The organism is Streptomyces sp. NPDC013187, assembly GCF_042899705.1.
In the GTDB taxonomy this organism is placed as follows: Bacteria; Actinomycetota; Actinomycetes; order Streptomycetales; family Streptomycetaceae; genus Streptomyces; species Streptomyces hawaiiensis_A.
Genome location: NZ_JBIBAF010000002.1, coordinates 493,386 through 518,043 on the forward strand (window position 1 = coordinate 493,386; position 24,658 = coordinate 518,043).

Sequence of the window (24,658 nt, forward strand, 5' to 3'; positions counted from 1 at the left end):
CACCCTCCTGGTGCAGCTCGACGGGTACTGACGGTAGGAGGCCACTCGTACTTGTGCACCCGGTTATTGCGGGCCTTCCGAGTCGGACGATTCCAGCCGCAGCATGCGAAGCTCCGGAGCCTTCGGTCCTGCGGCGCCTCGCACCAGCAGGGTCAGCCCCGACCAGCCCGGCGGAACCCAGAGGACATTCGCGTCGCCGCCCGAGAAGTCCGGCCGGTCGCCGGCCCAGACGCGGCCCACGCACTCCCCGCCCGCCCAGCCGGTCACCCGGATCTGTGTGCCGTCCGGGCGCAGGAGGAGGCCGTCGTGGGACGGCGGCAGGTCGACGTCGAGCCATGCCTCCTCCCCCGGTGCGAGGACCAGCGGCAGTTGGACCTCCTGCCCGGGTGCGGATGCGGTGGCGAAAGCGGTCAGCAGGTCGTCGTCCTGCGCGGAGCACGTCCAGTCCGTCACCGGGTCCAGGGTGAGCAGTTCGGCGCGGAGGCCGCCGCCGCTGGGATGGTGTGGCAGCGTGACCGAGACCCTGTGGGTGCCCGCGGGCAGCGGGATCCAGGGGTCCTCAGCGTGGACGGTGTGGACCGTGTCGATGCCGAGCGGCTCGTGGGCCATGTCGACGCCGAGCGGCTCGTGGGCCGTGTCGACGCCGAGCGGCTCGTGGACCATGCCGGCCGTATGCGGCTCGCCGTCGGCCACAGTGACCCGCACCGGCTCGACCACCCCCTTGAGGTGAAGAGCCGCAGCAGTGGCCGTTCGGATCTCGCGGGTGTAGGTGACGGGGAGGCCGACGCGGGTGCTGCTCCAGCCTCCGAGCTCGCGCAGGGGTGCCGGGCGGCCCGCCCAGTGGCCGTGTACCTCCCACAGGGCCGACACGTCCGTCGTCTCCCGGACCGTCCAGAGCGTGCCGAGCCCGCGCAGCGCGCCGAGGCGGAGGGCCGGCAGGCGTGCGTCGTCGAAGTTCGCATGGCCCCAGATCTCCACGACGGCCTCGACCTCGACGGCACCGGTCGCCTCGCGGACGTCGATCCGGCGGGTGGCGCCGAAGTCGGCGATCGTCGGGCGCGCCCGGTCGGCGACGGACAGGTCGACGATGTCCGCCGCCCCGACGAGCAGCAGCTCGTCGATGTCCGTGAGATCGGTCGTGGTCCGGTAGGTGCCGCGTCCCCGGTACACCGCGAGCGACTCCAGCGTCGGCGGCAGCTCGTGTCGGCCGGCCGCCCGCTCGGGTGCGGTGTCCGCTCGGCGCCGCGCGTGCCGTACCGCGACGGGTTCCGATGCGGCGGGCCGTGCGGGCGACGGTGTGTCGAGACGTATGGTGCCGTCGCGGTCCGTGCCGTGCAGGCGTACGGCGTCTGCCGGGGACAGCGCTACGAGGGTCAGCCCTGCTGCCGTCGCCCGCTGCGGCGCTCCGGCCGTCGGCGCCGGTATCTCGACGCGGGTGTCCCCGACGACGACGGTGACCGGCACTTCGGAGGAGAACACGAGCACGCCCTCCCCCGCCGCCACCAGATCCGCGGACGCCAGCGTGAGTGTCCCGTCGTGACCCCAGGGTCCCAGGGGCACGTCCATCAGCATCAACGGGCACGAGTCCGCCGCCACCGCGACCGGCACCCCGTTCACGACCGCTGTTCCCGGCGCGGCCGCCGTGCCCGTCCGAGTTCCGAGGTGCGGTACGGCGAGGAGCCGGCCGCCTCCGTCGAGTCGCAGGGCCGACGGTGACGAGCTGGTCGGGAAGTCGGTGGTGACCGGCGTGTGCGGGGTGGTCGGGGTGGCGAGCGCCAGGCGCGGGCCCAGGGTGTCGATGACACGGGCGAGGATCTGGGCCTCGGCGTACTCGGGGCGTTCGGTGCCGGTGGAGGAGACGTAGCCACCGAAGTCGTAGCCGTGGCTCATGAGGTTGCCCGGCCTGCCCCAGTTCCCCGCGGAGGGGGTGTAGCCGAAGTTCCAGCCAGAGGACTGGAGGTAGGGGGCGATCAGTGAGGCGCCGCTGGCCAGGAGCCGGCGCAGGGTGCGGTGGAGGCGGTTGGTCTCGGTGATCAGCAGGGGGAGGTCGCGCTCCGCCAGCAGCTCGGCGTAGCGCCGCACTTCGGGTTCGATGTGCGGGGAGTCGTCGTCCGGGTAGAAGTTGCACGCCGGTACGACACCGGGGACGTCGCCGGTGGCGCCCTGGAGGTCGCCCTGTCCGGAGCAGGCGATCAGCGGCACGGTGATGCCGTGACGGACGGCCTGGTCGCGCAGGGCGGTGAGGTAGCCGGTCCGGTCCTCGCAGTCGAAGAAGTCCAGCTCGTTCTCCAACTGCACCATGATGACGGGGCCGTCGGCCGGGTACTGGCGTTCGGCGAGGAGCGGCAGCGCCTGGTCGAACCAGGCGGTGACCCGGTCGAGGAAGCGCGGCTCGTGCTGGCGGACCCTCAGCTGGGGGTCCAGGCCCAGCCAGGCCGGCAGTGCGCCACCGTCCCACTCGGAGCAGATGTAGGGGCCGGGCCGCGCGATGACGTACAGGCCCTCCTCCTGCGCGAGGTCGAGGAAGGCGGCGACGTCCCGCCGTCCCTCGAAGGACCAGCGGCCGGGGGCCGTCTCGTGGAAGTTCCACGGCAGGTAGACGTCCACGCAGGTGTAGCCGGAGGCCCGGACCTGGGCGAGCCGGGCGCGCCATTGTTCCCGCGGCAGGCGGAAGTAGAACAGGGACGCGCACAGCACGAGTTGCGGACCGCCCTCGAAGCGGATGCCGCGGGCGTCGAGCGCGATGCCGTGGCCGAGTGTGGCGGAGCGGTCGAATGCGGTGCTCTGGCCGAGTGTGGTGGTGGGGTGGCTCACTTGACTCCCGCGCTTCCGCCGCTGATGTCCATTTCGTACAGGTATTTCTGGCCGAGGTAGTAGACGAGGATCATCGGCAGGGCGAGCAGGATCGAGCCGACCATCACGAGGTTCCAGGGCGGCGCCTGGCCCGCCTGCGAGGTGGCGGTGATGTACTGCACGCCCAGGGCGAGTGGCATCTTCGACTCGTCGTTGAGGTAGATCAGGGGGCCCATGAAGTCGCCCCAGGTGTGGGTCAGGGTGAAGATGCCGATGGCGATCAGGACGGGCCTGAGCATCGGGAACATGATCCGCCGGTAGACGCCGAAGAAGCCCAGGCCGTCCATCATGGCGGCCTCGTCGAGCTCGCTGGGCAGCCGGGAGACGAACTGCCTCACCAGGAAGACGTTGAAGGCGTTGGAGAAGAAGTTCGGAACGATCAGCGGCAGGAAGGTGTTCACCCAGCCCAGGTCCCGGAACAGGATGAACTGGGGGATCATCGTGATCTGCGTCGGGATCATCATGGTGGCGATGACGACGAGGAACATCGTGTTCTTGCCGGGCGCCCGCAGCCGGGCGAAGGCGTAGCCGACCAGGCCGCTGGAGAGGACCTGTCCCACCACCGAGAACAGCGAGATGAGCACCGAGTTGAGCAGGAAGGTGCCCACCGGCAGTTCGGTGCCGAACACCCGGGAGAAATTGTCCCAGTGGAACTCTCGCGGGATGATCGTGAAGCCGCCGTTGTTCACGGTGGCGTCGCCGGCCAGGGCGATCGAACCGACGAAGACCAGCGGGGTGGTCAGGATCGCCGCGACGATCAGCAGGGTGCCGTAGGTGAACGGGGTCGCGCGGAACGCCCGCACGGCGGGGGCCTGTTCCTTCGCGGGCCGGTCCTCGTGCCCGCGCTTGCGCACCGGGGTCGCCAGGGTCGCCATCACTTCACCTCGGTCTCGTAGAACACCCAGCGCCGGGTGGTGCGGAAGGCGATCACCGTGAACACCATGATCACCAGGAACAGCAGCCAGGAGATCGCCGAGGCGTAGCCCATGCGGTAGTAGCTGAACGCCTGGTCGAAGAGGAGCGGCACCATGGTCTGGGCCGCGTCGTAGCCGGCGGGGTTCTTGCCCTTGGGGATGAGGATGTAGACCTGCGAGAAGATCTGGAACGCGTTGATCAGGCCCATGATCAGGTTGAAGAAGATGATGGGCGTCAGATGCGGCAGCGTGATGCTCCAGAACTGCCGCGTCGCGCTGGCGCCGTCGACCTCGGCCGCCTCGTACAGCTCACGCGGGATGCCCTTCATCGCGGCGAGCAGCAGCACGGTCGCGGCACCCGCGCCCCACGCCGACATCAGGATCAGGGCGGGCTTGACCCAGGGGCCGTCGAGCAGCCAGTTGGGGCCCGAGAGTCCGAACAGGCCGAGGAAGTCGTTGATCGGCCCGTTCGGCGCGAGCACCATCCGGAAGATCATCGCGGTGGCGACCAGCGGGATCAGCGTCGGCAGATAGATCAGGGTGCGGAACAACTTGCGGGCCCTGACCTGCTTGTTGAGCAGGTTCGCCAGCCAGAGCCCGAGCACCAGACCCAGCGGGACCGAGATCGCCGCGTAGTAGAAGGTGTTCCACAGCGCCTTCCAGAACGCCGGATCGTCGGTGAGGATCTTGACGTAGTTCTGGAAGCCGACCCACTTCGGCGGGGTGAAAGAGTCCCAGTCGGTCAGGGAGTAGTAGATCGACGCGATCATCGGCCCGAGCAGGAAGACCAGGAAGCCGATCACCCATGGGGAGATGAACAGGTAGAAGGAGAGCGCCTCACGGCGTCGGCGCTTGGAGAGCTTCGGCTTCATCGGTGACGCGGGCTTCTTCGCGGCCGCCGAGGACGTCTCGGGGGTGGGGGCCGTCGTGGTCGCCATCGCCGGTCATCCCGCGGACTTGATGAGGGACTCGAGGTCCTTCTGTACGGCGGTCAGCGCCTTCTTGGCGCTGCGCTCCTTGCCGAGCCAGAAGTCGGCGAGGCCGTTGGAGATCGTGTCGATCATCTCGTTCCACTCGGGGATGAACGGCGCCCGGAAGACGAACTCGCTCGACTCGGCGAACACGCCCATGTCGACGTCCGTCTTCATCCACGACGGCTTGAGGAAGGCCTGGCTCTTCTGCACCTCCAGGTTGGCCGGCACGTCCTGACCGGAGGCGATGATCTCCTTTTGCGCCTCGACGTCGGTGAGGAAGTCGATCGCCTTGAAGGCGTTGTCGCGCTGCTTGGAGGTGCGGGAGATCGCGAGTCCGCTGCCGAACGCCGACACGGCCTGCTTCTTGCCGCGCCACATGGGCGCGATGTCCCAGCCGAACTTCACCTTCGTCAGGCCGGACATGACCCAGAAGCCGTTGGCGTGGGTGGCGACCTTCTGGTTGGGGAACGCCTGGTCGCCGCCGATGTCGGGGCCCATGTCGGCGTAGTCCGCCTTGCTCGGCACGACCTTGTGCTTGAAGACCAGGTCGCCCGCCCACTGGAGCGCCTCGACGACCTCGTCGCTGTCGACCGCGGGGCGGCCCTGGGGGTCGATGATGGTGCCGCCATTCTGGTAGGCGAGACTCCACCACTGCGGGAACCATTCGGCACCGCTGTATCCCCACACCTTGCCGGGGACCGTCAGCTCCTTGAACGCGTCGAGGGCGTCGTCCCAGGTCCAGTCCGCGGTGGGGGCCTTGATGCCCTTCTTGTCGAACATGTCCTTGTTGTAGAACACGGTGACGGCGCCGGAGCGGTCCGGGATCGCGTAGAGCTTGTCCTGGTACGTGTAGAGCGAGCCGACCGGACCGAACCGCTGCTCGGGGTCGAGCTTCGCCTTCTTGGCGAGGTCGTCGAGGGGCAGCAGCTGGTTCTTGCTGGAGTACGTGTTGACACTCTCTGCGACCTGCATGATGTCCGGCCCGGTGCCGCCGGCGATCATGGTCTGCACCTTCTGCGGGTAGGCGTCGCCCGGGATCAGCTGCAGCTTGACCTTCAGGTCCGGGTGCTTCTTGACCAGCAGGTCGATGCGGGCCTGATACGTCTTGCGGTCGGGGTCGCCGCCCCACACCGTCATCACCAGCGGGGCGTCAGCCGCACCGGCGCCGGACCCGCACGCCGTGAGCGTGATGACTCCCGCCGCGATTCCCAGCCCCAGAAAACCCCGACGAGAAAACCGCGCACTGTCAAGCGTCATGGCACTGCCCTTCCTTGAGACATGCACACGCTTTGAGGTCGCCCGGATGATCACGCCGGACTTCGAATGGCGGTTAAAATAACCATCGTTTTAAGTGAGCGACAAGACCTTGTTTCGTTTGGGTTCAGTTGTGACCCGGAGCTCGAGGCAGCACAAAAGCGGGCATCGGCGGGGTTGTCGCAGGTGGACCGGCGGAGCGCGGAACGGCCGGTTCCTCGGCGGTGGTTCCTCCGGATGGTTCCTCCGGGTGGGGTGCCATACGCGTCGACGGCCACCCCTTGCGTGACAAAGGGCGGCCGTCGGGCGCGTCGCTTCCGGAGCCTACGACGTCAGGCTCCTATGACACCGGCGTCAGCTCCGCTCGGCCGAACAAGAGGGCGTAGCCGGTGGGGAGTTGGGCCAGGATGCGGGTGACCAGGTCGTCGCCGATGAGGGGCGGCAGTGCGCTCAGGACCGAGCTGACGTCCCAGCGGGCCGTGGCGGGCGTCGCCCCGGGGGTGCGTGAGGCGACCTGGTCGACGAATCGTGCGGCCGTGAGGCGGTGTGTGGCCGGGATCTGGAAGGCGATCAGCCGGGCGGCCTCCGCGGGCAGGGCGCGGGCCAGGTCGACTCGTTCGTCGCCGGTGACGTGCGTGCCGAGGGCGGCCAGGACGGTACGGGTGACCTGTTCCGCCTTCGCCCGGGTGGGGTAGAGGCCCGACTCGCGGACCGCGTCGACCAGCCGGGGCCAGCCGTCGTCGGCGTCGGCGGCGTGAGGGGCGCGTCTAGTCGTCACACGGGGCACCGTCGTCGTGCTCATGTGTGGGGTTTTCCTCCGAGTGTGTACGGGGTGCGCGTGGATGCGTGCGTGGGGGTGTCGCGCCGCCGGGGGATCGGGCCGGCGGCGCGACCTGCCTGGGCGTGCGGTGAGGTCAGCCGCTGAGCTGCCTGCGCGTGTCGCCGCCCGAGATCTGGATGCGACGCGGCTTGGCCTGCTCGGCCACCGGGATGCGCAGGGTCAGGACGCCGGCCTCGTAGGAGGCGTCGATGCGCTCCGTGTCGAGTGTGTCGCCGAGGAACAGCTGGCGCGTGAACGTGCCGGTGGGGCGCTCGGCGACGAGCGGTTCCGCGCCCTCGGGGGCGGGGGACCTGCGCTCGGCTCGGACGTTCAGGACGTTGCGCTCGACGTCCAGCTCGATCGTCTCGGGGTCGATGCCGGGGAGGTCGAAGTGGACGAAGAAGTCGTCCCCGGAGCGGTAGGCGTCCATCGCCATCGCCGTGGGACGGGCGGCGGCGGGGCCGAAGACCTGCTGGGTGAGTCGGTCGAGTTCACGGAAGGGGTCCGTGCGCATGAGCATCACTGGTCACTCCTCTCTTCGGATGCAGTGGGTGCGATGCCCTACGTGCTCTGCGTTCTTCTTATATAGCTCGGAGGAGGAAACTTGACAAGCCCAGGCTCAGGTTCGGGTTTCCGAAGCCTGCGGGCTAGCCTCAAGATCCCGAGCAGGGCGTACGACGCAGGAGGCAGGTATGGCGAAGGTTCCCAGTGCGGTGGTCGCCGCGAGCGGGCTCGTGGGCGGGTACGGCGTGGCCCGCTGGACCCGGCAGCGGCCGCTCGGCGGGGTCGTGCTCGCCGCGGCCGGTGTGGCGGCGGCGCGGCAGTGGCGCCGGCAGGCCGGCGGGGTGGCCGCGGGGGCGTTGTCGGCCGCGTATGTCGCCGCCTTCGCCGGGTCTCATCCGCTGGCGAAGAAGGTGGGTGCCTGGCCTGCCGTGTTCGGTGTGGCGGGGGCGGTGGGGCTGGCGTCGTGGGCGGTCGCGGACCGGCGCGGCTGACCTGCCGAGCACGGCGATCCGACGCGGCGGTGCGATGCGGCGGTGCGACGCGGCGCTTCGGCACAGCAAAGAACCCGGCCCTGAATCCCAGGGCCGGGTTCTTGTCGGAGCGCCGGGCAGGCCTTGCACCTGCATTTCCCCACAGGAAGTGGGGCGTCTTTCCTTGGACCACCAACGCATCGTCCGGCTGCCGGAGTTCCGGCGACTGGACGCAGATCAACTATAGCGCAGTTTCTGTTATCCCCTTCACCGTCCGGCGTCTCCTCACCGTCCCCCGCAGGTACGCGACTTGAGACGCCGAGGTACGACGACGTGACACGACAGATCAGCCGCCGCAGCATGCTGAAGGCAACGGGCATCGGTGTGGGCACCGGGATCGGCCTCGGTACCGGCGCGACCGCGCTCGCCACCCCGGCCGGTGCCGCCGGCGCCCCTCTCGTTCACCCCGGGCTGCTCCACACCCGCGCCGATCTGGACCGTATGGCGGCCAAGGTGAGGGCTGGGGCCAGACCGTACACCGCCGGGTTCGCCAAGCTCACCGCCAACCGGCACGCGCAGAGCGGTTGGCGGGCGAATCCGCAGGCCGTCGTGTACCGGGGGTCGGGCACTCCGGAGAACTACAGGATCCTCTACAACGACATCCACGCCGCCTACCAGAACGCCCTGCGCTTCCACGTCAGCGGCGAGGAGGAGTACGCCGACACCGCCGTGGCGATCCTCAACGCCTGGTCGGGGAAGCTGACCCGGCTGGAGGGCAGTGCCGACCGGTTCCTGGCGGCCGGGCTGTACGGCTACCAGTTCGCGAACGCCGCCGAACTGGTCCGGGACCACGAGGACTTCGACCTGGGGCGGGCCCGTGAGCTGCTGCTGAACGTCTTCCATCCGCTCAGCGACGACTTCCTGAGCCGTCACAACAGCGCCGTCGTCACCAACTACTGGCCCAACTGGGACCTGACGGCCATCGCGTGCGTCCTCGCTACCGGGATCTTCTGCGACGAACGGGCCGTGGTGGAGCGGGCCGTGGAGTACTTCAAGCACGGGGACGGCATGGGGTCGGTCAGGCACGCGATCCCCGTCGTCCATGCGGACGGGCTCGGCGAGTGGGTCGAGGCCGGGCGGGACCAGGGGCACGCGCTGCTCGGGGTCGGGCTGATGGGCACGGTGTGCGAGATGGCGTGGAACCAGGGGATCGATCTGTACGGGTACGACGACAGCCGGTTCCTCAAGGGCGCGCAGTACGTGGCCAAGTGGACCCTGGGCGGGGATGTGCCGTACACGGCGAACACGCGGAAGAAGGGGGCGATCGGGGGCTGGTCGGGAGTCGAGACCGCGTCCGGTGTCGCGCGGGTGGATCCGGGGATGACCCGGCCCATCTGGGCGATGATCGCCAACCACTACACCAAGCGGCGGGGGTTGCCGGCGTCGTACCTCACACGGGCGGCCGCCAAGGCAGCGCCCGAGGGCGGGGGTGGGGATTACGGGCCCAACAGTGGGGGCTTCGATCAGCTGGGGTTCGGGACGCTCGCGTTCACCCGGGACCGGGTGGAGAGGGCAGGCGGAAGCCCCACGCCGGGACCGGGAGCCGACGGAAGCCCCACGCCGGGACCGGGAGCCGGCGGGAGCCCCACGCCGGGACCGGGGCCGTCCGGTGGGTCGCGGGGTGCCGCCGAGGGGGTCCGGCCGCAGGCTTCGGCGTCTCCGGTGGGTGGGGAGGACCTTGCCGCGACCGGTTCCGGGGATGCGGCGGGATGGGCCGCCGCGGCGGGGATCGGCGCGGTGGCGGGCGGGTTGCTGTTGCTGCGCAGGCGTGACCGGGTGCGGCGGGAGGCGGGCGAGTGACGAAAAACCCGTCTCCCGGTCGTCGCCCGGGCGAGTGACGAAGACCCCGGTCGTCGTGGCAGGCGAGTAGCGAAAACCCGCCCCCGGTCATCGGGCCGGGCGGGTAAAACGAACACCCGTCCGGCCATCGGGTCCTCAGGCCGTCGCCGTTCGGCTTCCCTTCGCCCCGGGGGCGTCCGTGGCGTCGTCGTCCGTCCCGCCGCTGTCCGCAGCCGTCAGCGGCTGGGCGATGTCCTCCAGGGAGCGGCGTTCCGCCTTCACCGCGAGGAGGGCTGCCACCAGGCCGGCCAGGCACATCAGCGTCGCGCCGATCGAGAAGGCGAGGACCGTGTCGCCGACGACACCGGATTCCGTGAGCTTGGCGAACAGGAGCGGGCCGCTGATGCCGCCGGCCGCGGTGCCGATGGCGTAGAAGAACGCGATCGACATCGCGCGGGTCTCCATGGGGAAGACCTCGGAGACGGTCAGGTAGGCGCTGGACGCGCCGGCCGAGGCGAAGAACAGGACCGCGCACCAGCAGGCCGTCATCGTGGTCGCGCTCAGGGAGCCCCGGTCGAAGAGCCAGGCCGTGCCGAAGAGGAGCAGGCCGGACAGGATGTACGTGCCGGAGATCATGATGCGGCGGCCGACCGTGTCGAAGAGCTTGCCGAGGAACAGCGGGCCGAAGAAGTTGCCGATGGCGATGACGGCGAAGTAGTAGCCGGTGTTGCCGCTCGGGACGTCGAAGAACGTCGTCAGGATCGCGCCGAAGCCGAAGGTGATCGCGTTGTAGAGGAACGCCTGGCCGATGAAGAGGGAGAAGCCGAGGACGGCCCGCTTGCGGTAGGCGGAGAAGACCGTGCGGCCGATCTCCAGGAAGGAGACGCTGCGGCGCTGGTGGATGGTGATCTCGCTCTCGGCACGGGGCAGCGGCTCGCCCCTCTCCTCCTCGATCTTGCGTTCGATGGAGGAGACGATGCGTTCCGCTTCGTCGTCGCGGCCGTGGATCAGCAGCCAGCGCGGGCTTTCGGGGACGTGCCGGCGGACGAGGAGGATCACCAGGGCGAGGACCGCGCCGAGTGCGAAGGTGAGGCGCCAGCCGACGTTCGCCGCGAAGATGTCCGTGTCCAGCGCGACGATCGACAGCAGCGAGCCGAAGACCGCGCCCAGCCAGAAGCTTCCGTTGATCATCAGGTCGGTGCGTCCCCGGTACTCCTTGGGGATCAGCTCGTCGATCGCGGAGTTGATCGCCGCGTACTCGCCGCCGATGCCGAAGCCGGTGAGGAACCGGAAGAGGAAGAACCACCAGGTGTCGAAGGAGATCGCGGTGAGGGCCGTGGCGGCCAGGTAGACCGCCAGGGTGATCATGAAGAGTTTTTTACGCCCCCATTTGTCGGTCAGACGACCCCAGAACAGCGCGCCCAGGCAGGCGCCCGCCACGTACAGGGCGGCTGCCATGCCGGTGACCTCGCCGGAGGTGATGGGCAGACCGCTGCCCGGTTCCGACAGGCGGCTGGCGATGTTGCCGACGACGGTGACTTCGAGTCCGTCGAGGATCCACACGGTGCCGAGACCGATGACGATCGTCCAGTGCCAGCGCGACCACGGGAGGCGGTCGAGACGGGCTGGGATGTCGGTGGTCACGGTGCGGCCGGTGTCGGCCTGGGCGGTGGTCATGGGCCCCCTCCTCCTCGAGCGGAACCCGGATCGAGTGCCCTGACCGGCTTCTCTTACGCCCGAAGTTTCAGGCGCCCAGGGCGTGCGACACCGTGTAGATGAGCAGGCCGGCCAGGGAGCCGACGACCGTGCCGTTGATGCGGATGAACTGCAGGTCCCGGCCGATGTTCGCCTCGATCTTCCTCGTGGTGTGCTCGGCGTCCCAGCTCGCCACCGTGTCGGTGATCAGGGAGGTGATCTCCTTGCGGTAGGTGGTGACGACGTAGACGGCCGCGTCCTCCACCCACTGGTCGACCTTGTCCTGCACCTTGCGCTCGCCCGCCATCCGCGAACCCAGCGACAGCAGGGACGCCCGAACGCGCAGCCGCAGCTCGCTGCGCTCGTCCTCGGCGGCCGAGACGATCATGGATCGTACGGCCGTCCAGGCGCTGGCGATGAGGTCCTGGACCTCGCCGCGGCCCAGCACCTCGCCCTTGAGCCGCTCGACGCGGGCACGGGTGTCGGTGTCGGACTGGAGGTCGCCCGCGAAGTCGGTGAGGAAGCGGTCCAGGGCGCTGCGCGCCGGGTGGCCGGGCATGTCGCGCATCTCGGTGGCGAAGCGCAGCAGCTCCCGGTAGACGCGCTCGCCGACCTTCCGGTCGACGAACTTCGGCGTCCAGCCCGGGGCGCCGCCCTCCACGGCGTCCATCACCTCGTCCCGGTGCAGCACCAGCCAGTCGTGCGCGCGGTTGACGACGAGGTCGACGACGCGTTTGTGGCCGCCGTCCGCGACGACCTTCTCCAGCATCTTGCCGATGCCGGGCCCGATCTCCTGGGCATTGGCACGACGGGTGATGGCCTCCCCGACCACGGCCTGGACGTCGGAGTCGCGCAGGACCGTCAGGGCGCCGCGCAGGGCGGTGGACAGCTCGGCGGTGACCCGGTCGGCGTGTTCGGGGACCGCGAGCCAGGCGCCGAGGCGGCTGCCGATGCCGACGGCGCGCAGCCGCTGCCGTACGACGTCCTCGGAGAGGAAGTTCTCGCCGACGAACTCGCCCAGGGAGACGCCCAGCTGGTCCTTCTTGGTGGGGATGATCGCGGTGTGCGGGATGGGGATGCCGAGGGGGTGCCGGAAGAGGGCGGTGACGGCGAACCAGTCGGCGAGCGCGCCGACCATGCCCGCCTCGGAGGCGGCGGCGACATAGGCCGCCCAGGCCCCGGCGCCGGAGTTGTGCGCCCACGTGGACAGGACGTAGACCAGCGCCACGAACACCAGGAGTCCGGTGGCGGTGAGCTTCATCTGGCGTACGCCGCGCTGTTTCTCCTCGTCCGCCGGACTGAACGTCGTCATCGCACGGTTCACGGCGCCGCCGGGGCGGGCATGCTGCCCTCCGGCGTCGGCACCCTTTTCTGCTGCTTTCGTCCGTTCCATCCGCTCCACCCGCTCGGTGATCCCGCACACACATTGTCCCTTCCTGACCGACTCCTGGAACGGAACAGGAGTTCCCGGCGTCTGTCAGGAGGGGTATTGCCACGGGGTGCTGTGAGCTTCCCCCGGCCCATGCCGCATCATGGGCACATCAGATCGGAGCCTTGGGCTCCCATCGCCCGAGGAGAACTGAACAGCATGACCCGAGGACGTGGCTACGCCCTCCTGGCCCTGGTCGTCGCAGCGATCGTGGCCCTTTCCACCGCCATATACGTCGGCGTGGGGTCCGACGACGGCACGCGCAACCGGAACGCCATCGGCGACGGCCGCGCCAATCACAACTCCGCCGCTCCCGCCTCCACCGGCACCTGGGTCGGCACCTGGTCCACGTCCCCCTCCGCCGCCGAACCCGGCACCGAGACCACGGGCATGGCGGACCGTTCGGTACGCAACGTCGTCCACACCAGCGTCGGCGGTACGAGTGCCCGCGTGACGCTGTCCAATCTCTACGGCCAGTCGCCGCTGAGCATCACGCGGGCGACGATCGCCGTCTCCGCGGGCAGCGGCACGGCGGCAGCGCTCGCGGACACCATGCGGCAGCTGACCTTCGGCGGTGGCCCCACGGTCGTCATCCCGCCCGGCCGGCAGGTCATGAGCGACGCGGTACGGGTCGTCGTCCCGCACGACTCCGACGTCCTGATCACCACCTACACGCCCACCAGCTCCGGCCCGGTGACCTACCACCGGCACGCCCGGCAGGTCTCCTACGTCGCCCAGGGCGACCACGCGCAGGACGCCACGGGCGCCCCGTACACCGAGCGGATCGGATCCTGGCGGTACCTGACGGCGCTGGACGTGCTGAGCAACGAGTCCGACGGCACGGTCGTCGTCATCGGCGACTCCCTGACGGACGGCATCACCTCCACGCCGGACACCAACAGCCGCTGGACCGACGTGCTGTCCGACCGGCTGCGCTCCGAGATCGCCTCCGGGCGGGACCTGCCCCGCTACAGCGTGGTCAACCAGGGCATCAGCGGCAACCAGGTCCTCGCCGACGGCCTGGGCCGCCCCGCGGACAACCCCAGCGGCCTGAACCGCTTCGGGCGGGACGTGCTGGAGCGGACGAACGTCAAGGTCGTCGTCATCGACCTCGGCGTCAACGACATCCTGCGCAACCCGCGCCTCGCCGACCCGAACGCGATCCTCACCGGGCTGCGGTCGATGGTGGGACAGGCCCACGCGCGCGGTGTGAAGGTGGTCGGGGCGACGCTGATGCCGTTCTCCGGGCACCGCGGGTACACCGAGGCGCGTGAGCAGGTCCGCCAGACGATCAACGCGCAGATCCGCGCCGGGCGGGTGTACGACGCCGTGGCCGACTTCGACCAGGCACTGCGGGACCCGTACGACCCGCGGCGGCTGCGGCCCGAATACGACTCGGGCGACCATCTGCACCCCAGCGACAAGGGGTACGCGCGGATGGCGGAGTCCTTCGACCTGCAGACGCTGAAGGGGTCCGCTCCGGCGGAGCTGTAGCCCTTGTCCCGTCCCGTGCCCGTCGTCTGCCGCAGACGGCGGGCACACCGCTGCCGGGGCAGCGCGCACGCGCCGACCGGCGGCGGCCACCCGGCCGCCGGGGCTCAGTGTCCGCCGTGACGGTGCCGCCTGTGCGGATCGTCCAGCTCCCGCCGCCCCGCCTTGCGCTCCAGCTTCTCCTGGCGGCGCTCCTCGCGGATCCGCAGCTTCTCCGCGCGGGGCAGCTTCCGCTGGACCCCGACGCCGCCCCACAGCGCGAACCCGGTCACGATCACCCTCGGTGCGCCCGGCTCGCCCGGCACGCCCTCCTCGCGCTGATCGAAACCGCCCATGACGCCGATGCCGCGGACGACGACCTCGACTCCGGGAGGCACGATCACATCCACCCCGCCCATGATCGCGATCGCGTTGATCTCGACCTCGCGGTCCGCGAACCGCGCCTCACGCAGGTCGATCTCCCCGCCGCCCCAGAAGGCGAGGCAGGTGAACCGCCGGGGCATCGTCCAGCGCCCCTTGCGCTGGAAACCGGACATGACGGCGACGGCCCAGGTGGAGGACCCCTCACCGCCGACGATCCGCCCTGACCAGTCCGGCCCGGCCGCCACATCCTTCGTCAGGGACACCGACGGCACCGCGACACCCGCGGCCGGCAGGTCCCGGGTGATCGGCGCCAACTCCCCGTAGGTGCGCGCCTTGTACGTCGCGTCCAGCCGCTCCTCGAACTCCTCCATGTCGAGGCGCCCCTCCGCGAGGGCGTCCCGCAGGATCTCGGCGACCTGTTCACGGTCGGCGTCGGAGGCGCGGAGGTCCGGGACGGCGTCGTCGGTCATGGACAGCAGACTACGAGTTCACCCCCGCCGGGGGCTACGAGATCGCCCGCTCGGCCTGATCCGCGTACATCTTCGCGATCACCGCCTCGATGTCCGGCTCCCGCACCGACAGGTCCACCAGCGGGTACTCGGCGGCGATCCGCGCCACGAGCGGCGCCGCCGACTCCCCCGCCGGGAACGCCAGCCACTGCCGCGGACCGTCCACGCGCACGACCCGCGCCGGCACCGGCGCCTCGATCGGCGGAAGTTCCCGCTCCAGGTCCACCACCAGGACCCGCTCGCTCTCCCCCGCCTCGTGCAACCCGGCGAGCGGACCGTCGTACATCAGGCGCCCGTGGTCGATGACCATCACCCGCTTGCACAACTGCTCGATGTCCTGCAGGTCGTGCGTGGTCAGCAGCACCGTCGTACCGCGCTCGGCGTTCACCTCCCGCAGGAACTCCCGCACCTTCGACTTGGAGACGACGTCCAGACCGATGGTCGGCTCGTCCAGGTACAGCACCTCCGGGTCGTGCAGCAGCGCCGCCGCGATGTCGCCGCGCATCCGCTGACCGAGGGAGAGCTGCCGCACCGGCACGTCCAGCAGGTCGCCCAGGTCGAGGAGTTCGACCAGACGGTCGAGGTTCTCCCGGTAACGGGCGTCCGGGATCCGGTACATGCGGTGCATCAGCCGGTAGGAGTCCAGCAGCGGCAGGTCCCACCAAAGCGTCGTACGCTGCCCGAACACCACGCCGATCCGGTGCGCGAGGCGCGTCCGCTCCCGGGAGGGGTCGATGCCGGCCACCCGCAGCCGGCCCGCGCTCGGCGTGAGGATGCCGGTCAGCATCTTGATCGTGGTGGACTTGCCGGCGCCGTTCGGGCCGATGTAGCCGACCATCTCGCCGCGTTCCACACGGAAGGAGATCGAGTCGACGGCCCGCACCTGCCGCCGCTCCCGCTTCATGAAGCCGGTCTTCTTGCGCACCTCGAAGACCTTCTCGACACCGTCGAGTTCGATGAACCCGCTCTCCGGTTCCATGAACCCGCTCTCCGGTTCGACGAACCCGCTTTCCGACCCGGTCAACTCAACTCCCTGTACTCCGGTACGAACGAAGCCCCGTCCGCCACGCCAGCCCGGCCAGCACACAGCACGCCACCGCCACCGGCGGCGAGGCGAACGCCACCCACCCGGGCAGCCCGATCGGGTACGGCCGCCCCAGCACATGGGTGGCGGGCACCCAGTTGACGAAGGCCAGCGGCAGCATGAAGGTCACGCCCCGCACCAGGTCCTTGCCGAACACCGACGGCGGGTACTGCAACAGCGTCGTCCCGCCGTAGGTGAAGGCGTTCTGCACCTCGGCGGCGTCCTGCGCATAGATCTGGAAGGCCGCGCCCGCCACGAACACCGCCGAGAAGATCGCCGCGCCGCTGACCACCATCACCGGCACCAACAGCACCTTCGCCGCGCTCCAGTCGACGTCCACCGACACCAGCGCCCAGCCCAGCACCACCGCGCCCTGGGTGATCCGGCCCAGCCGCCGCAACGCGAACCGGTCGGCGCCGACCTGGGCCAGCACCGGCACCGGACGCACCAGCAGCGTGTCGAACGAGCCGTCGCGCATCCGGGCACCCAGGACGTCCATCGAACCGAGCACCAGATCGGCGATCCCGAACGACGTCGCCGACAGCCCGTAGAGGAAGGCCACCTCGGGCAGCGACCAGCCGCCCAGCGAGTCGACCTGCGAGAACATCAGCAGGATCCCCACGAAATCCAGGGCGGTCACCACCAGGTTGCCGAACACCGTGACGACGAAGGAGGTCCGGTAGGCCATGCTGGAGCGCACCCACATCCCGGCGATCAGCCGGTAGGCCCGCAACCCCTCCAGCAGGACACCACGCTCAGCCACCCTGCACCACCACCCGTCGCGTCGCGGCCGACTGCAGCAGCCGCCCCGCCGCCAGCAGCGCCACGGCCCACGCCGCCTGGAAGGCGAACGCCCGCAGCGGGTCCGTCTCCCCCATCAGCACGTCCGCCGGCATCTGGATCTGCGCCGCCCACGGCAGCACCCGCACCACCTCGCCGAACACGCCCGGGAAGGCGTTCAGCGGCAGCACCATGCCCGAGAAGAAGATCCCCGTGATCACCAGAACCTGGTTGACGCCCATGCCGTCCATCAACCAGAACACGCTCAGCGCCGCCAGATAGCGGATCGCGAAGCTCACGACCGTCGCCAGCAGCAGCGTGACCACGAAGGCCGCCCAGGGGATGAACGTCGTCGGCAGCGCCATCGGGAAGAAGAGCGCACCGAACAGGAACGGGATCACGCCCCGCCCCAGCATCTGGAACAACGCCCGGCCCACGTCCCCCGCGAGCCACCACAGTTGAAGATCGGCCGGCCGGTACAGGTCGACGGCGATCTCACCGGTGCGGATGCGATCCATCAGGTCCTTCTCGGCACCCCCGCCCTGGATCGCCAGCGTCGCGTAGAGGCACTGCCCCAGCCAGACGTAGGTCACGGCCTGCGCCTGGTCGTACCCCCCGAGATGCGGCTTCTCGTCCCACAGCGCCAGATACGTGTAGACGAGGATGACGCCGAAGACCGTGTTGGTGAACACCCCGGCCACCGTGGCCGCCCGATACGTCGCGTACCGCCTGAAACCCCCCGCCGCGACGGCCGCGTACAACCGTCCCGAGCCCACATCCACAGCCCTCCTCGCCGCCCGGCACCGAAGCGCAGGAGCCTAGTCCTCCCGCGTACGGGCCTGCCACGCAATTTCGGGGAGCGGCGGGAGTGCCGCGGGGCGAGCGCGCACCGGCCCAGACGGTACGATCCGTTGCGTCCGCGCGGGCCCTGGCGTCCGTGGCCAGGGCGAGCAGCGTGACGGCGGTGCCGGCCGGACGGAGCGTAGGAGCCGTCGCGATCCACGGTCGGGTCCCCCTTCGGGCGAACGTCGCGCAGGCGAGATCACGATTCGGGCAGGAGCGCGGAGCAGCGCGTTTCACCTGTGCCCGCACGCGCACTCGCCCGCACGCGGTCCGCCTCACCACGGCTCACAGCCCGGCCCTCGATCAGGGAACTGATCAACGGATGGGACAGTCTTCATCACAGGGGCGCAAGAGCGAGCAGAGACGTACGGAACGACGTACGACGCGAAACAGGAGTCCGTGCACGACATGAGTGACGAGCCTCAGCCGCAGCAGCCGAATCCGGGCTGGGCATCGAGAGAGCCGCAGGCGCACGCCGACGGCGCCCCGGGCACGCCCGAGGCCACGGCGGCCGGGAAACCGAAGCGGACCGGCTGGCGCCGGGCGATCCCGACCTGGCGCATGACGCTCGGCGGCTTCATCATCGTCGTGCTGCTGCTGGTCGGCGGCTTCTTCCTGGGCTACTCGTTGGTGAAGATCCCCCCGGCCAACGCGCTCGCCACCAAGCAGGCCAACGTCTACCTCTACGCGGACGGCTCCGTCATCGCCCGCGACGGCGAGGTCAACCGGGAGAACGTCACCCTCCCCCAGATCTCCAAGGACGCCCAGCACGCGATCCTGGCCGCCGAGGACCGCGACTTCTACACCGAGTCCGCCGTCGACCCCAAGGCCATGGTCCGCGCCGCCTGGAACACCGCCCTCGGCAAGGGCAAGCAGTCCGGCTCCACCATCACCCAGCAGTACGTGAAGAACTACTACCTGCGCCAGGAACAGACCGTCACGCGCAAGGCCAAGGAGTTCTTCATCTCGATCAAGCTGGACCGCGAGGTCAGCAAGGACCACATCCTCGAGGGCTACCTCAACACCAGCTACTTCGGCCGCAACGCCTACGGCATCCAGGCAGCCGCCCAGGCCTACTACGGCATGGACGCCAAGGACCTCGACCCGGCCCGCGCCGCCTACCTCGCCGCGCTCGTCAACGCGCCCAGCCAGTACGACGTCGTCGCCCACCCGGAGAACCGGAAGGCCGCCGAGTCCCGCTGGAACTACGTCCTGGACGGCATGGTCAAGAAGGGCTGGCTCAGCGAGTCGAAGCGGACCGGCATGAAGTTCCCCATGCCGAAGGAGTCCACCCTCTCCACCGGCATGTCCGGCCAGCGCGGCTACATCGTCCGGATCGTCAAGGACTACCTCGTCCAGAACAAGATCATCGACGAGAGCAAGCTGGACGCCGGCGGCTACCGCATCACGACGACCCTGCAGAAGAGCAAGCAGGACGCGTTCGTGAAGGCCGTCAACGACAAGCTGATGTCCAAGCTCGACAAGAAGAACAAGGTCGACACCTACGTCCGCGCCGGCGGCGCCTCCGTCGACCCCAAGACCGGCAAGGTCGTGGCGATGTACAACGGCATCGACTACGTCAAGCAGTACACCCCCAACGCCACCCGCCGGGACTTCCAGGTCGGCTCCACCTTCAAGCCCTTCGTGTTCACCTCGGCCGTCGAGAACCACTCCGAGACGCAGGACGGCCGCGTCATCACCCCGAACACCATCTACGACGGCACCAACAAACGCCCCGTCCAGGGCTGGACCGGCGACCCCTACGCCCCCGAGAACGAGGACCAGCGCTCCTACGGCGACATCACCGTCACCGAGGCCACCGACAGCTCCGTGAACTCGGTGTACGCGCAGATGGCCGCCGACGTCGGCCCCGCGAAGGTCAAGCAGACCGCGATCGACCTCGGCGTCCCCGAGACCACCCCCGACCTCGCCGACGGCCCCGCCATCGCGCTCGGCACCGCCACCGCCAGCGTCCTCGACATGGCCGAGGCCTACGCCACCCTCGCCAACCACGGCCGGCACGGCACGTACACGATCGTCGACAAGGTCACCAAGGAGGGCACGCCCATCGACCTGCCCGAGCGGCGCACCCGGCAGGCCGTCAGCCGCGAGGCGGCCGACACCACCACCTCCATGCTGCGGAGCGTCGTCCAGAACGGCACCGCCTCCGCCGCACAGGCCGCGGGCCGCCCCGTCGCCGGCAAGACCGGCACCGCCGAGGAGGACACGGCCGCCTGGTTCGCGGGCTACACCCCCGACCTCGCAACCGTCGTCTCCGTCATGGGCCAGGACCCCGTCACCGCCGCCCACAAGTCGCTCTACGGCGCCATGGGTCTGCCGCGCATCAACGGCGGCGGCGCGCCCGCCGAGATCTGGACCCAGTTCACCGAGGACGCCCTCAAGGGCAAGCCCGCCAAGGAGTTCGACCTCAGGCTCCAGCCCGGCGCGAACGTCTCGCAGGCCCCCAGCAGCGAGGCCCCGGCCGACCCGAGCGCCGGCGCCACCACCGACGGCGGCACGACCACCGGCGGCGAGGAAACCGGCACCCAGACGCCCGAGCAGAGCCCCAGCGCCCCCGAGGGGCAGACCGAGGGCCAGACCGACGGCGGCACCACCGACGGCGGCACCGGCGGCGAGTCCCCCACCGGCGGCGGCACGGCGGACGGCGGCACGACCGACGGCGGGACGACCGACGGCGGCACCACGGACGGCGGCACGACGGAGGGCGGTGGCGGTGGCGGCGACGCGACCGACGGCGGCGCGACGGGTGGCCCGACCGGCCCGGGCTGGGGCGTGGTCCCACAGGGCGCACGGCGGGAGTAGCGCATCGCCCGTGCCGAGGGTCATTGACCGGTGGCGCGTAGCCCGTGCCTGGCCGGTCAGTGACCGCTGGTCGCTTTGAGCCCCACCGCGGCGGCGGCGCTCAGTGGCCGCTGGTCGCCTTCAGCCCCACCACGGCGACCAGCAGCAGGCACACGAAGAAGATCCGGGCGGCGGTCGCCGGCTCACCCAGCACCGCCATCCCGAACACCGCCGCCCCGGCCGCACCGATCCCCACCCACACGCCGTAGGCGGTACCGATGGGCAGGGTCTTGGCCGCCTGCGACAGCAGCAGCATGCTCGCGACGATGCCGGCGCCCGTGAGCACACTGGGCAGCGGACGCGTGAACCCGTCGGTGTACTTCATGCCGACGGACCACCCCACCTCGAGCAGACCGGCGACGACGAGCAGAACCCAGGCCATGACGGGCACCTCCGGGAAACGGGCTGACGGTGTCGGTGCGTCGTCTTTGCCTTGATCCCGGTACGGCGCGTCTCGTCGGGGTGCCTCCAACGTAGCAAAGCCGCACGGCACGGCGAGGGGGCCGGTGACCACCGTCACCGGCCCCCTCGCACCGCCATGTGCCCTAGAGGTACAGACCCGTCGAGTCCTCGGCACTCGTCCTAGAGGTACAGACCCGTCGAGTCCTCGGCACCCTCGAACCGGTCCGCGGCCACCGCGTGCAGGTCCCGCTCGCGCATGAGCACGTACGCGATCCCCCGCACCTCGACCTCGGCCCGGTCCTCCGGGTCGAACAGCACCCGGTCGCCCGCCTCCACGGTCCGCACGTTCTGACCCACCGCGACGACCTCTGCCCACGCCAGCCGGCGGCCGACCGCCGCCGTGGCGGGGATCAGGATGCCGCCGCCGGAACGCCGCTCGCCCTCGCTGGTGTCCTGCCGCACGAGTACGCGGTCGTGCAGCATCCGGATGGGCAGCTTGTCCGGATGGGTGCTCTGCTCGTTTCTCTTGGCGCTCACGCCCTGAAACCTACCTGTCCTCGACGCACACGTACGCAGTCGGGTCAGCCCTTGCGCCGCCGCGTGCTGACCGCGAGCAGCCCGACCACACCCACCACGACGAGCGCCACCGGCACGACCCGCTCGAGCCGGGGCGCGCCCTGCTCGTCCACGAACCGGGCGCGCACATCGGTGACGGCCCGGTTGACCCCCACGTAAGCCCGTCCGAGGGTGTGATCAATATTCGAAGCGACCTTGGCCTTGGCATCCCCGACGATCGTCTTCGGGTGCACCCGCACCCCGATCTCGTCGAGGGTCTCGGCCAGGGTCGCGCGGCGGCGCCTGATGTCCGCCTCGATCTGCGCCGGGGTCCTGGTGTCCGCCGTGTCCGCCACCGTGTCGCCTCCGAAGTCGGTGTGAAGCCTGTGTGGGACAGTCTGTCAGCTCCACGGCTCATCACACTGTCAGCACCCCCGGTTACCCTGGCCCGATGAGCGAGCGACTCCAGCCGGGGGACGTGGCCCCCGCCTTCACCCTGCCCGACGCCGACGGCACCGAGGTGTCCCTGTCGGACCACAAGGGCCGCAAGGTCATCGTGTACTTCTACCCGGCCGCCCTCACCCCGGGCTGCACGAAGCAGGCCTGCGACTTCACGGACAACCTGGAGCTGCTGGCGGGCGCGGGCTACGACGTCATCGGCATCTCCCCCGACAAGCCGGAGAAGCTGGCCAAGTTCCGCGAGAAGGAGTCCCTGAAGGTCACCCTGCTGGCCGACCCGGACAAGCAGGTCCTGGAGTCCTACGGCGCCTTCGGCGAGAAGAAGCTGTACGGCAAGACGGTCGTCGGCGTCATCCGCTCCACGATCGTCGTGGACGAGGAGGGCAAGGTCGAACGCGCCCTGTACAACGTCAAGGCGACGGGCCACGTGGCCAAGATCATCAAGGACCTGGGGGTCTGAGGCCCCACTGATCGTCTCGCGAGCGGCTCGTACCGGTGAACCTCCGGTACGAGCCGCTCCGCATTCCGCACGCATTCCGGGCGTGACTGTCCGATAAACGGTTCGTTACTCCGTGCGAGGCCACGAACGGGTTGTCGGAGACGGAGACGTGTGACGTGCGGAACACATCGAGCTTGTACGGCGATGAGCGACTGGTGTCGGCTGTAGCCGAGGCTCGCAACTGGACCGACCTGATGCGACGGCTCGGCCTGAAAGTGAGCGGAGGCCAACGGCGCGTGCTGCAAGAGAGAGTGGTGGAGCGCGGACTCGACACGAGTCACTTCGTCAAGCGCAGCCCGTATCGCAAGTACCCGGACTCCGCCATCGCGGAAGCGGCCGCCTCGTCGTCGTCACTTCGCGAAGTAGCACTGAAACTGGGCGCCGACCCGGCCAGCGGCACCTTGTCGCACATTCGCCGCCGCATTCACGCGGCCGGCATCGACGTCCGTCACTTCCCGGTATCAATAGGCCCGACCTGGACCTGCCCTTCACTCTCCAAGAGCTCCAGGAAGCAACAGTGACGGCGACGAGTGTGCGGGGCGTAGCTCGTTCCCTGGGAGTACCGGACGACAGCCGTTCGCGTGCCACCTTGAGCCGCATGATGCGGGGGCATGGGATCGACACCTCACATTTCACCCACCGGCGTGTATCGATCCCCGAGGGCAGACTCCGTGGGCTCGTAGAAAACTCCACGAGCTACGCCGACTTGATGCGCGGCCTCGGCTTGGATGTGGACAACACCAATCACCGACGCGTCAGGCGCGCGGTCTCTCGGCTCGGACTGGACACCGGCCATTTCAAGCGCAGAGGGTGGGCGCGACCGGAGCGCCCGGCTCCCGAGCCCGTCTCTCGACGGGTACTGGTCGTCCTGCCCTCGAGTGCGGGACGAACCAACAGAGCTCAGCTCCACCGCGCCCTGGTCGAGATCGGCGTGCCATACGCATGCCAGGCATGCGGCAACAAGGGCGAGTGGCTGGGCCAGTCGATCACATTGCAGATCGACCACATCAACGGCAACTGGCGCGACAACCGCCGGGAGAATCTGCGGTATCTCTGCCCCAACTGTCACGCGCTCACTGAGACGTGGTGCCGCCAGAAGGCGAGGATGCCTCTCGTCGCGTAACTCGCTCAGCCCGTACACTTAACACTGCCGGTCGAGCGCGATGACCGTTTTTGAGCGGCCGTGATGGAATTGGCAGTCATGCTGGGTTTAGATCCCAGTGGGTTCACACCCGTGTGGGTTCGAATCCCACCGGCCGCACGCACAGAGGGGCCGCCCGGGCTGGGCGGCCCCTCTCGCGCATTTCAGCCCAACAGCTCCCGAACCACCGGCACCAGCGCCCGGAACGCCTTCCCCCGGTGGCTGATCGCGTTCTTCTCCTGGGGGGTCAACTCCGCGCAGGTGCGCGACTCGCCCTCCGGCTGGAGGATCGGGTCGTAGCCGAAGCCGCCCGTGCCCGTCGGCTCGTGGCGGAGGGTGCCGGGGAGTTGGCCCTCGACCACCCTTTCCGTGCCGTCGGGCAGGGCGAGGGCCGCCGCGCAGGCGAAATGGGCGCCCCGGTGTTCCTCGGCGATGTCGGAGAGCTGGGCGAGGAGGAGGTCCAGGTTGGCCTTGTCGTCGCCGTGGCGGCCGGACCAGCGGGCCGAGAAGATGCCGGGGGCGCCGTTGAGGACGTCGACGCAGAGGCCCGAGTCGTCGGCGACGGCCGGGAGGCCCGTGGCCCGGGCCAGCGCGTGGGCCTTGAGGAGGGCGTTCTCGGCGAACGTCACGCCCGTTTCCTTGACGTCGGGGATGTCCGGGTAGGCGTCGGCGCCGACGAGTTCGTGGGGCAGCCCGGCTTCGGCGAGGATCGCGCGAAGTTCGGTGATCTTCCCGGCGTTACGGGTGGCGAGGATCAGGCGACTCATGCCCCCAGTATCGCCGGGGCAGCATCGCGCTCCGTCAGTGGCCGCAGGGAGCCCTGGACGGAATCCCGCCCCGTCCGTGCGCAGGGAACCCTGGACGGCATCCCGCCCCGTCAGTGCGCAGGGGACCTGGGCAGATCGCGCCCCCTCAGGG

At 69.8% G+C, this 24,658-nt stretch carries 22 protein-coding genes, 1 tRNA gene and 1 riboswitch; of the genes, 7 read left to right on the forward strand and 16 right to left on the reverse strand.

Translation table 11 applies throughout. The features are described 5' to 3' along the window. Positions 1–63: 63 nt before the first annotated feature. The 6 genes from ACFY5B_RS05415 to ACFY5B_RS05440 form a co-directional block, all read right to left on the reverse strand. Complete coding sequence (locus ACFY5B_RS05415) at positions 64–2,814, reverse strand: beta-galactosidase (RefSeq protein ID WP_389964824.1); 2,751 nt, start codon at positions 2,812–2,814, stop codon at positions 64–66. Then, positions 2,811–3,728, reverse strand: a complete 918-nt coding sequence (locus tag ACFY5B_RS05420) for a carbohydrate ABC transporter permease (RefSeq protein WP_389964826.1) — start codon at positions 3,726–3,728, stop codon at positions 2,811–2,813. The genes ACFY5B_RS05415 and ACFY5B_RS05420 overlap by 4 nt, the downstream gene beginning before the upstream one ends. Continuing rightward, positions 3,728–4,705, reverse strand: coding sequence for a carbohydrate ABC transporter permease (locus tag ACFY5B_RS05425; RefSeq protein ID WP_389964829.1), 978 nt, complete (start codon positions 4,703–4,705; stop codon positions 3,728–3,730). The genes ACFY5B_RS05420 and ACFY5B_RS05425 overlap by 1 nt, the downstream gene beginning before the upstream one ends. 6 nt (positions 4,706–4,711) lie before the next feature. Beyond that, positions 4,712–5,998 (reverse strand): extracellular solute-binding protein, encoded by a 1,287-nt coding sequence (locus tag ACFY5B_RS05430; RefSeq protein ID WP_389964832.1) that lies wholly within the window; start codon positions 5,996–5,998, stop codon positions 4,712–4,714. A gap of 337 nt (positions 5,999–6,335) precedes the next feature. Further along, on the reverse strand, positions 6,336–6,797 hold the full coding sequence (locus tag ACFY5B_RS05435) for a DUF2267 domain-containing protein (RefSeq protein ID WP_389964835.1): 462 nt from the start codon (positions 6,795–6,797) through the stop codon (positions 6,336–6,338). Between the two features lie 112 nt (positions 6,798–6,909). Then, positions 6,910–7,335, reverse strand: a complete 426-nt coding sequence (locus tag ACFY5B_RS05440) for an Hsp20/alpha crystallin family protein (RefSeq protein WP_344454081.1) — start codon at positions 7,333–7,335, stop codon at positions 6,910–6,912. 172 nt (positions 7,336–7,507) lie between these two features. Between ACFY5B_RS05440 and ACFY5B_RS05445 the strand changes: the two genes are divergently transcribed. Next, on the forward strand, positions 7,508–7,810 hold the full coding sequence (locus ACFY5B_RS05445) for a hypothetical protein (RefSeq protein ID WP_389964839.1): 303 nt from the start codon (positions 7,508–7,510) through the stop codon (positions 7,808–7,810). A 339-nt stretch (positions 7,811–8,149) separates the two neighbouring features. Next, a complete protein-coding gene (locus ACFY5B_RS05450) occupies positions 8,150–9,649 on the forward strand; it encodes an alginate lyase family protein (RefSeq protein WP_389965156.1) in 1,500 nt (499 codons plus the stop codon). Positions 9,650–9,784: 135 nt separating this feature from the next. Here ACFY5B_RS05450 and ACFY5B_RS05455 read toward each other — a convergent pair whose 3' ends face one another. Together ACFY5B_RS05455 and ACFY5B_RS05460 are read right to left on the reverse strand one after the other, a co-directional pair. Further along, complete coding sequence (locus tag ACFY5B_RS05455; protein ID WP_389964842.1) at positions 9,785–11,305, reverse strand: MFS transporter; 1,521 nt, start codon at positions 11,303–11,305, stop codon at positions 9,785–9,787. 67 nt (positions 11,306–11,372) lie between these two features. After that, a complete protein-coding gene (locus ACFY5B_RS05460; protein WP_389964844.1) occupies positions 11,373–12,746 on the reverse strand; it encodes a DUF445 domain-containing protein in 1,374 nt (457 codons plus the stop codon). Between the two features lie 165 nt (positions 12,747–12,911). Here ACFY5B_RS05460 and ACFY5B_RS05465 point away from each other — a divergent pair, with 165 nt between their 5' ends. After that, positions 12,912–14,246, forward strand: coding sequence for an SGNH/GDSL hydrolase family protein (locus ACFY5B_RS05465; RefSeq protein ID WP_389964847.1), 1,335 nt, complete (start codon positions 12,912–12,914; stop codon positions 14,244–14,246). A 104-nt stretch (positions 14,247–14,350) separates the two neighbouring features. Here the strand turns inward: ACFY5B_RS05465 and ACFY5B_RS05470 are convergent, their stop codons facing one another. From ACFY5B_RS05470 to ACFY5B_RS05485, 4 genes are read right to left on the reverse strand one after another with little or no spacing between them, the layout of a single operon-like run. Next, positions 14,351–15,076, reverse strand: coding sequence for a DUF1707 domain-containing protein (locus tag ACFY5B_RS05470; protein WP_389964850.1), 726 nt, complete (start codon positions 15,074–15,076; stop codon positions 14,351–14,353). A 34-nt stretch (positions 15,077–15,110) separates the two neighbouring features. Next, positions 15,111–16,094, reverse strand: a complete 984-nt coding sequence (locus tag ACFY5B_RS05475; RefSeq protein ID WP_389965159.1) for an ATP-binding cassette domain-containing protein — start codon at positions 16,092–16,094, stop codon at positions 15,111–15,113. Positions 16,095–16,140: 46 nt separating this feature from the next. Next, complete coding sequence (locus ACFY5B_RS05480) at positions 16,141–16,962, reverse strand: ABC transporter permease (protein ID WP_389964853.1); 822 nt, start codon at positions 16,960–16,962, stop codon at positions 16,141–16,143. Then, on the reverse strand, positions 16,955–17,755 hold the full coding sequence (locus ACFY5B_RS05485; RefSeq protein ID WP_389965162.1) for an ABC transporter permease: 801 nt from the start codon (positions 17,753–17,755) through the stop codon (positions 16,955–16,957). Before ACFY5B_RS05485 ends, ACFY5B_RS05480 begins: the two co-directional genes overlap by 8 nt. A 475-nt stretch (positions 17,756–18,230) precedes the next feature. Between ACFY5B_RS05485 and ACFY5B_RS05490 the strand changes: the two genes are divergently transcribed. Then, positions 18,231–20,645 carry a transglycosylase domain-containing protein gene (locus ACFY5B_RS05490; RefSeq protein WP_389964856.1) on the forward strand — a complete coding sequence of 805 codons (2,415 nt, stop codon included), beginning with the start codon at positions 18,231–18,233 and terminating at the stop codon, positions 20,643–20,645. 100 nt (positions 20,646–20,745) lie between these two features. Here ACFY5B_RS05490 and ACFY5B_RS05495 read toward each other — a convergent pair whose 3' ends face one another. From ACFY5B_RS05495 to ACFY5B_RS05505, 3 genes are all read right to left on the reverse strand, one after another. After that, the gene (locus ACFY5B_RS05495; RefSeq protein WP_031140108.1) at positions 20,746–21,066 is read right to left on the reverse strand and encodes a multidrug efflux SMR transporter; all 321 of its coding nucleotides are present in this window, start codon (positions 21,064–21,066) and stop codon (positions 20,746–20,748) included. A gap of 34 nt (positions 21,067–21,100) precedes the next feature. Next, a riboswitch (guanidine-III (ykkC-III) riboswitch) is annotated at positions 21,101–21,167 on the reverse strand. A 99-nt stretch (positions 21,168–21,266) separates the two neighbouring features. Next, the gene (locus tag ACFY5B_RS05500) at positions 21,267–21,623 is read right to left on the reverse strand and encodes a co-chaperone GroES (RefSeq protein ID WP_104779699.1); all 357 of its coding nucleotides are present in this window, start codon (positions 21,621–21,623) and stop codon (positions 21,267–21,269) included. A gap of 44 nt (positions 21,624–21,667) precedes the next feature. Further along, entirely contained in the window at positions 21,668–21,997 is a 330-nt protein-coding gene (locus tag ACFY5B_RS05505) for a DUF3618 domain-containing protein (protein WP_389964860.1), read from the reverse strand. A gap of 95 nt (positions 21,998–22,092) precedes the next feature. Between ACFY5B_RS05505 and bcp the strand changes: the two genes are divergently transcribed. The 3 genes from bcp (at position 22,093) to ACFY5B_RS05520 (ending at position 23,860) form a co-directional block, all read left to right on the forward strand. Next, positions 22,093–22,560, forward strand: coding sequence for a thioredoxin-dependent thiol peroxidase (gene bcp / locus ACFY5B_RS05510; RefSeq protein WP_104779697.1), 468 nt, complete (start codon positions 22,093–22,095; stop codon positions 22,558–22,560). Between the two features lie 194 nt (positions 22,561–22,754). Beyond that, positions 22,755–23,120: a hypothetical protein gene (locus ACFY5B_RS05515; RefSeq protein ID WP_389964863.1), complete on the forward strand. Its 366-nt coding sequence runs from the start codon at positions 22,755–22,757 to the stop codon at positions 23,118–23,120. 656 nt (positions 23,121–23,776) lie between these two features. Further along, positions 23,777–23,860: transfer RNA gene (locus tag ACFY5B_RS05520), tRNA-Leu, on the forward strand. 44 nt (positions 23,861–23,904) lie between these two features. Here the strand turns inward: ACFY5B_RS05520 and rdgB are convergent. Next, the gene (gene rdgB, locus ACFY5B_RS05525; protein ID WP_389964866.1) at positions 23,905–24,507 is read right to left on the reverse strand and encodes an RdgB/HAM1 family non-canonical purine NTP pyrophosphatase; all 603 of its coding nucleotides are present in this window, start codon (positions 24,505–24,507) and stop codon (positions 23,905–23,907) included. Positions 24,508–24,658: the final 151 nt, after the last annotated feature.

What these genes read in the sequence shown, in the direction of transcription:
- ACFY5B_RS05420 (WP_389964826.1), bottom strand. Translation starts at nt 3,728, where the DNA reads ATGGCGACCCTGGCGACCCCGGTGCGCAAGCGCGGGCACGAGGACCGG.
- ACFY5B_RS05425 (WP_389964829.1), bottom strand. Translation starts at nt 4,705, where the DNA reads ATGGCGACCACGACGGCCCCCACCCCCGAGACGTCCTCGGCGGCCGCG.
- ACFY5B_RS05430 (WP_389964832.1), bottom strand. Translation starts at nt 5,998, where the DNA reads ATGACGCTTGACAGTGCGCGGTTTTCTCGTCGGGGTTTTCTGGGGCTG.
- ACFY5B_RS05435 (WP_389964835.1), bottom strand. Translation starts at nt 6,797, where the DNA reads ATGAGCACGACGACGGTGCCCCGTGTGACGACTAGACGCGCCCCTCAC.
- ACFY5B_RS05440 (WP_344454081.1), bottom strand. Translation starts at nt 7,335, where the DNA reads ATGCTCATGCGCACGGACCCCTTCCGTGAACTCGACCGACTCACCCAG.
- ACFY5B_RS05445 (WP_389964839.1), top strand. Translation starts at nt 7,508, where the DNA reads ATGGCGAAGGTTCCCAGTGCGGTGGTCGCCGCGAGCGGGCTCGTGGGC.
- ACFY5B_RS05450 (WP_389965156.1), top strand. Translation starts at nt 8,150, where the DNA reads ATGCTGAAGGCAACGGGCATCGGTGTGGGCACCGGGATCGGCCTCGGT.
- ACFY5B_RS05455 (WP_389964842.1), bottom strand. Translation starts at nt 11,305, where the DNA reads ATGACCACCGCCCAGGCCGACACCGGCCGCACCGTGACCACCGACATC.
- ACFY5B_RS05465 (WP_389964847.1), top strand. Translation starts at nt 12,912, where the DNA reads ATGACCCGAGGACGTGGCTACGCCCTCCTGGCCCTGGTCGTCGCAGCG.
- ACFY5B_RS05470 (WP_389964850.1), bottom strand. Translation starts at nt 15,076, where the DNA reads ATGACCGACGACGCCGTCCCGGACCTCCGCGCCTCCGACGCCGACCGT.
- ACFY5B_RS05475 (WP_389965159.1), bottom strand. Translation starts at nt 16,094, where the DNA reads ATGGAACCGGAGAGCGGGTTCATCGAACTCGACGGTGTCGAGAAGGTC.
- ACFY5B_RS05490 (WP_389964856.1), top strand. Translation starts at nt 18,231, where the DNA reads ATGAGTGACGAGCCTCAGCCGCAGCAGCCGAATCCGGGCTGGGCATCG.
- ACFY5B_RS05495 (WP_031140108.1), bottom strand. Translation starts at nt 21,066, where the DNA reads ATGGCCTGGGTTCTGCTCGTCGTCGCCGGTCTGCTCGAGGTGGGGTGG.
- bcp (WP_104779697.1), top strand. Translation starts at nt 22,093, where the DNA reads ATGAGCGAGCGACTCCAGCCGGGGGACGTGGCCCCCGCCTTCACCCTG.
- rdgB (WP_389964866.1), bottom strand. Translation starts at nt 24,507, where the DNA reads ATGAGTCGCCTGATCCTCGCCACCCGTAACGCCGGGAAGATCACCGAA.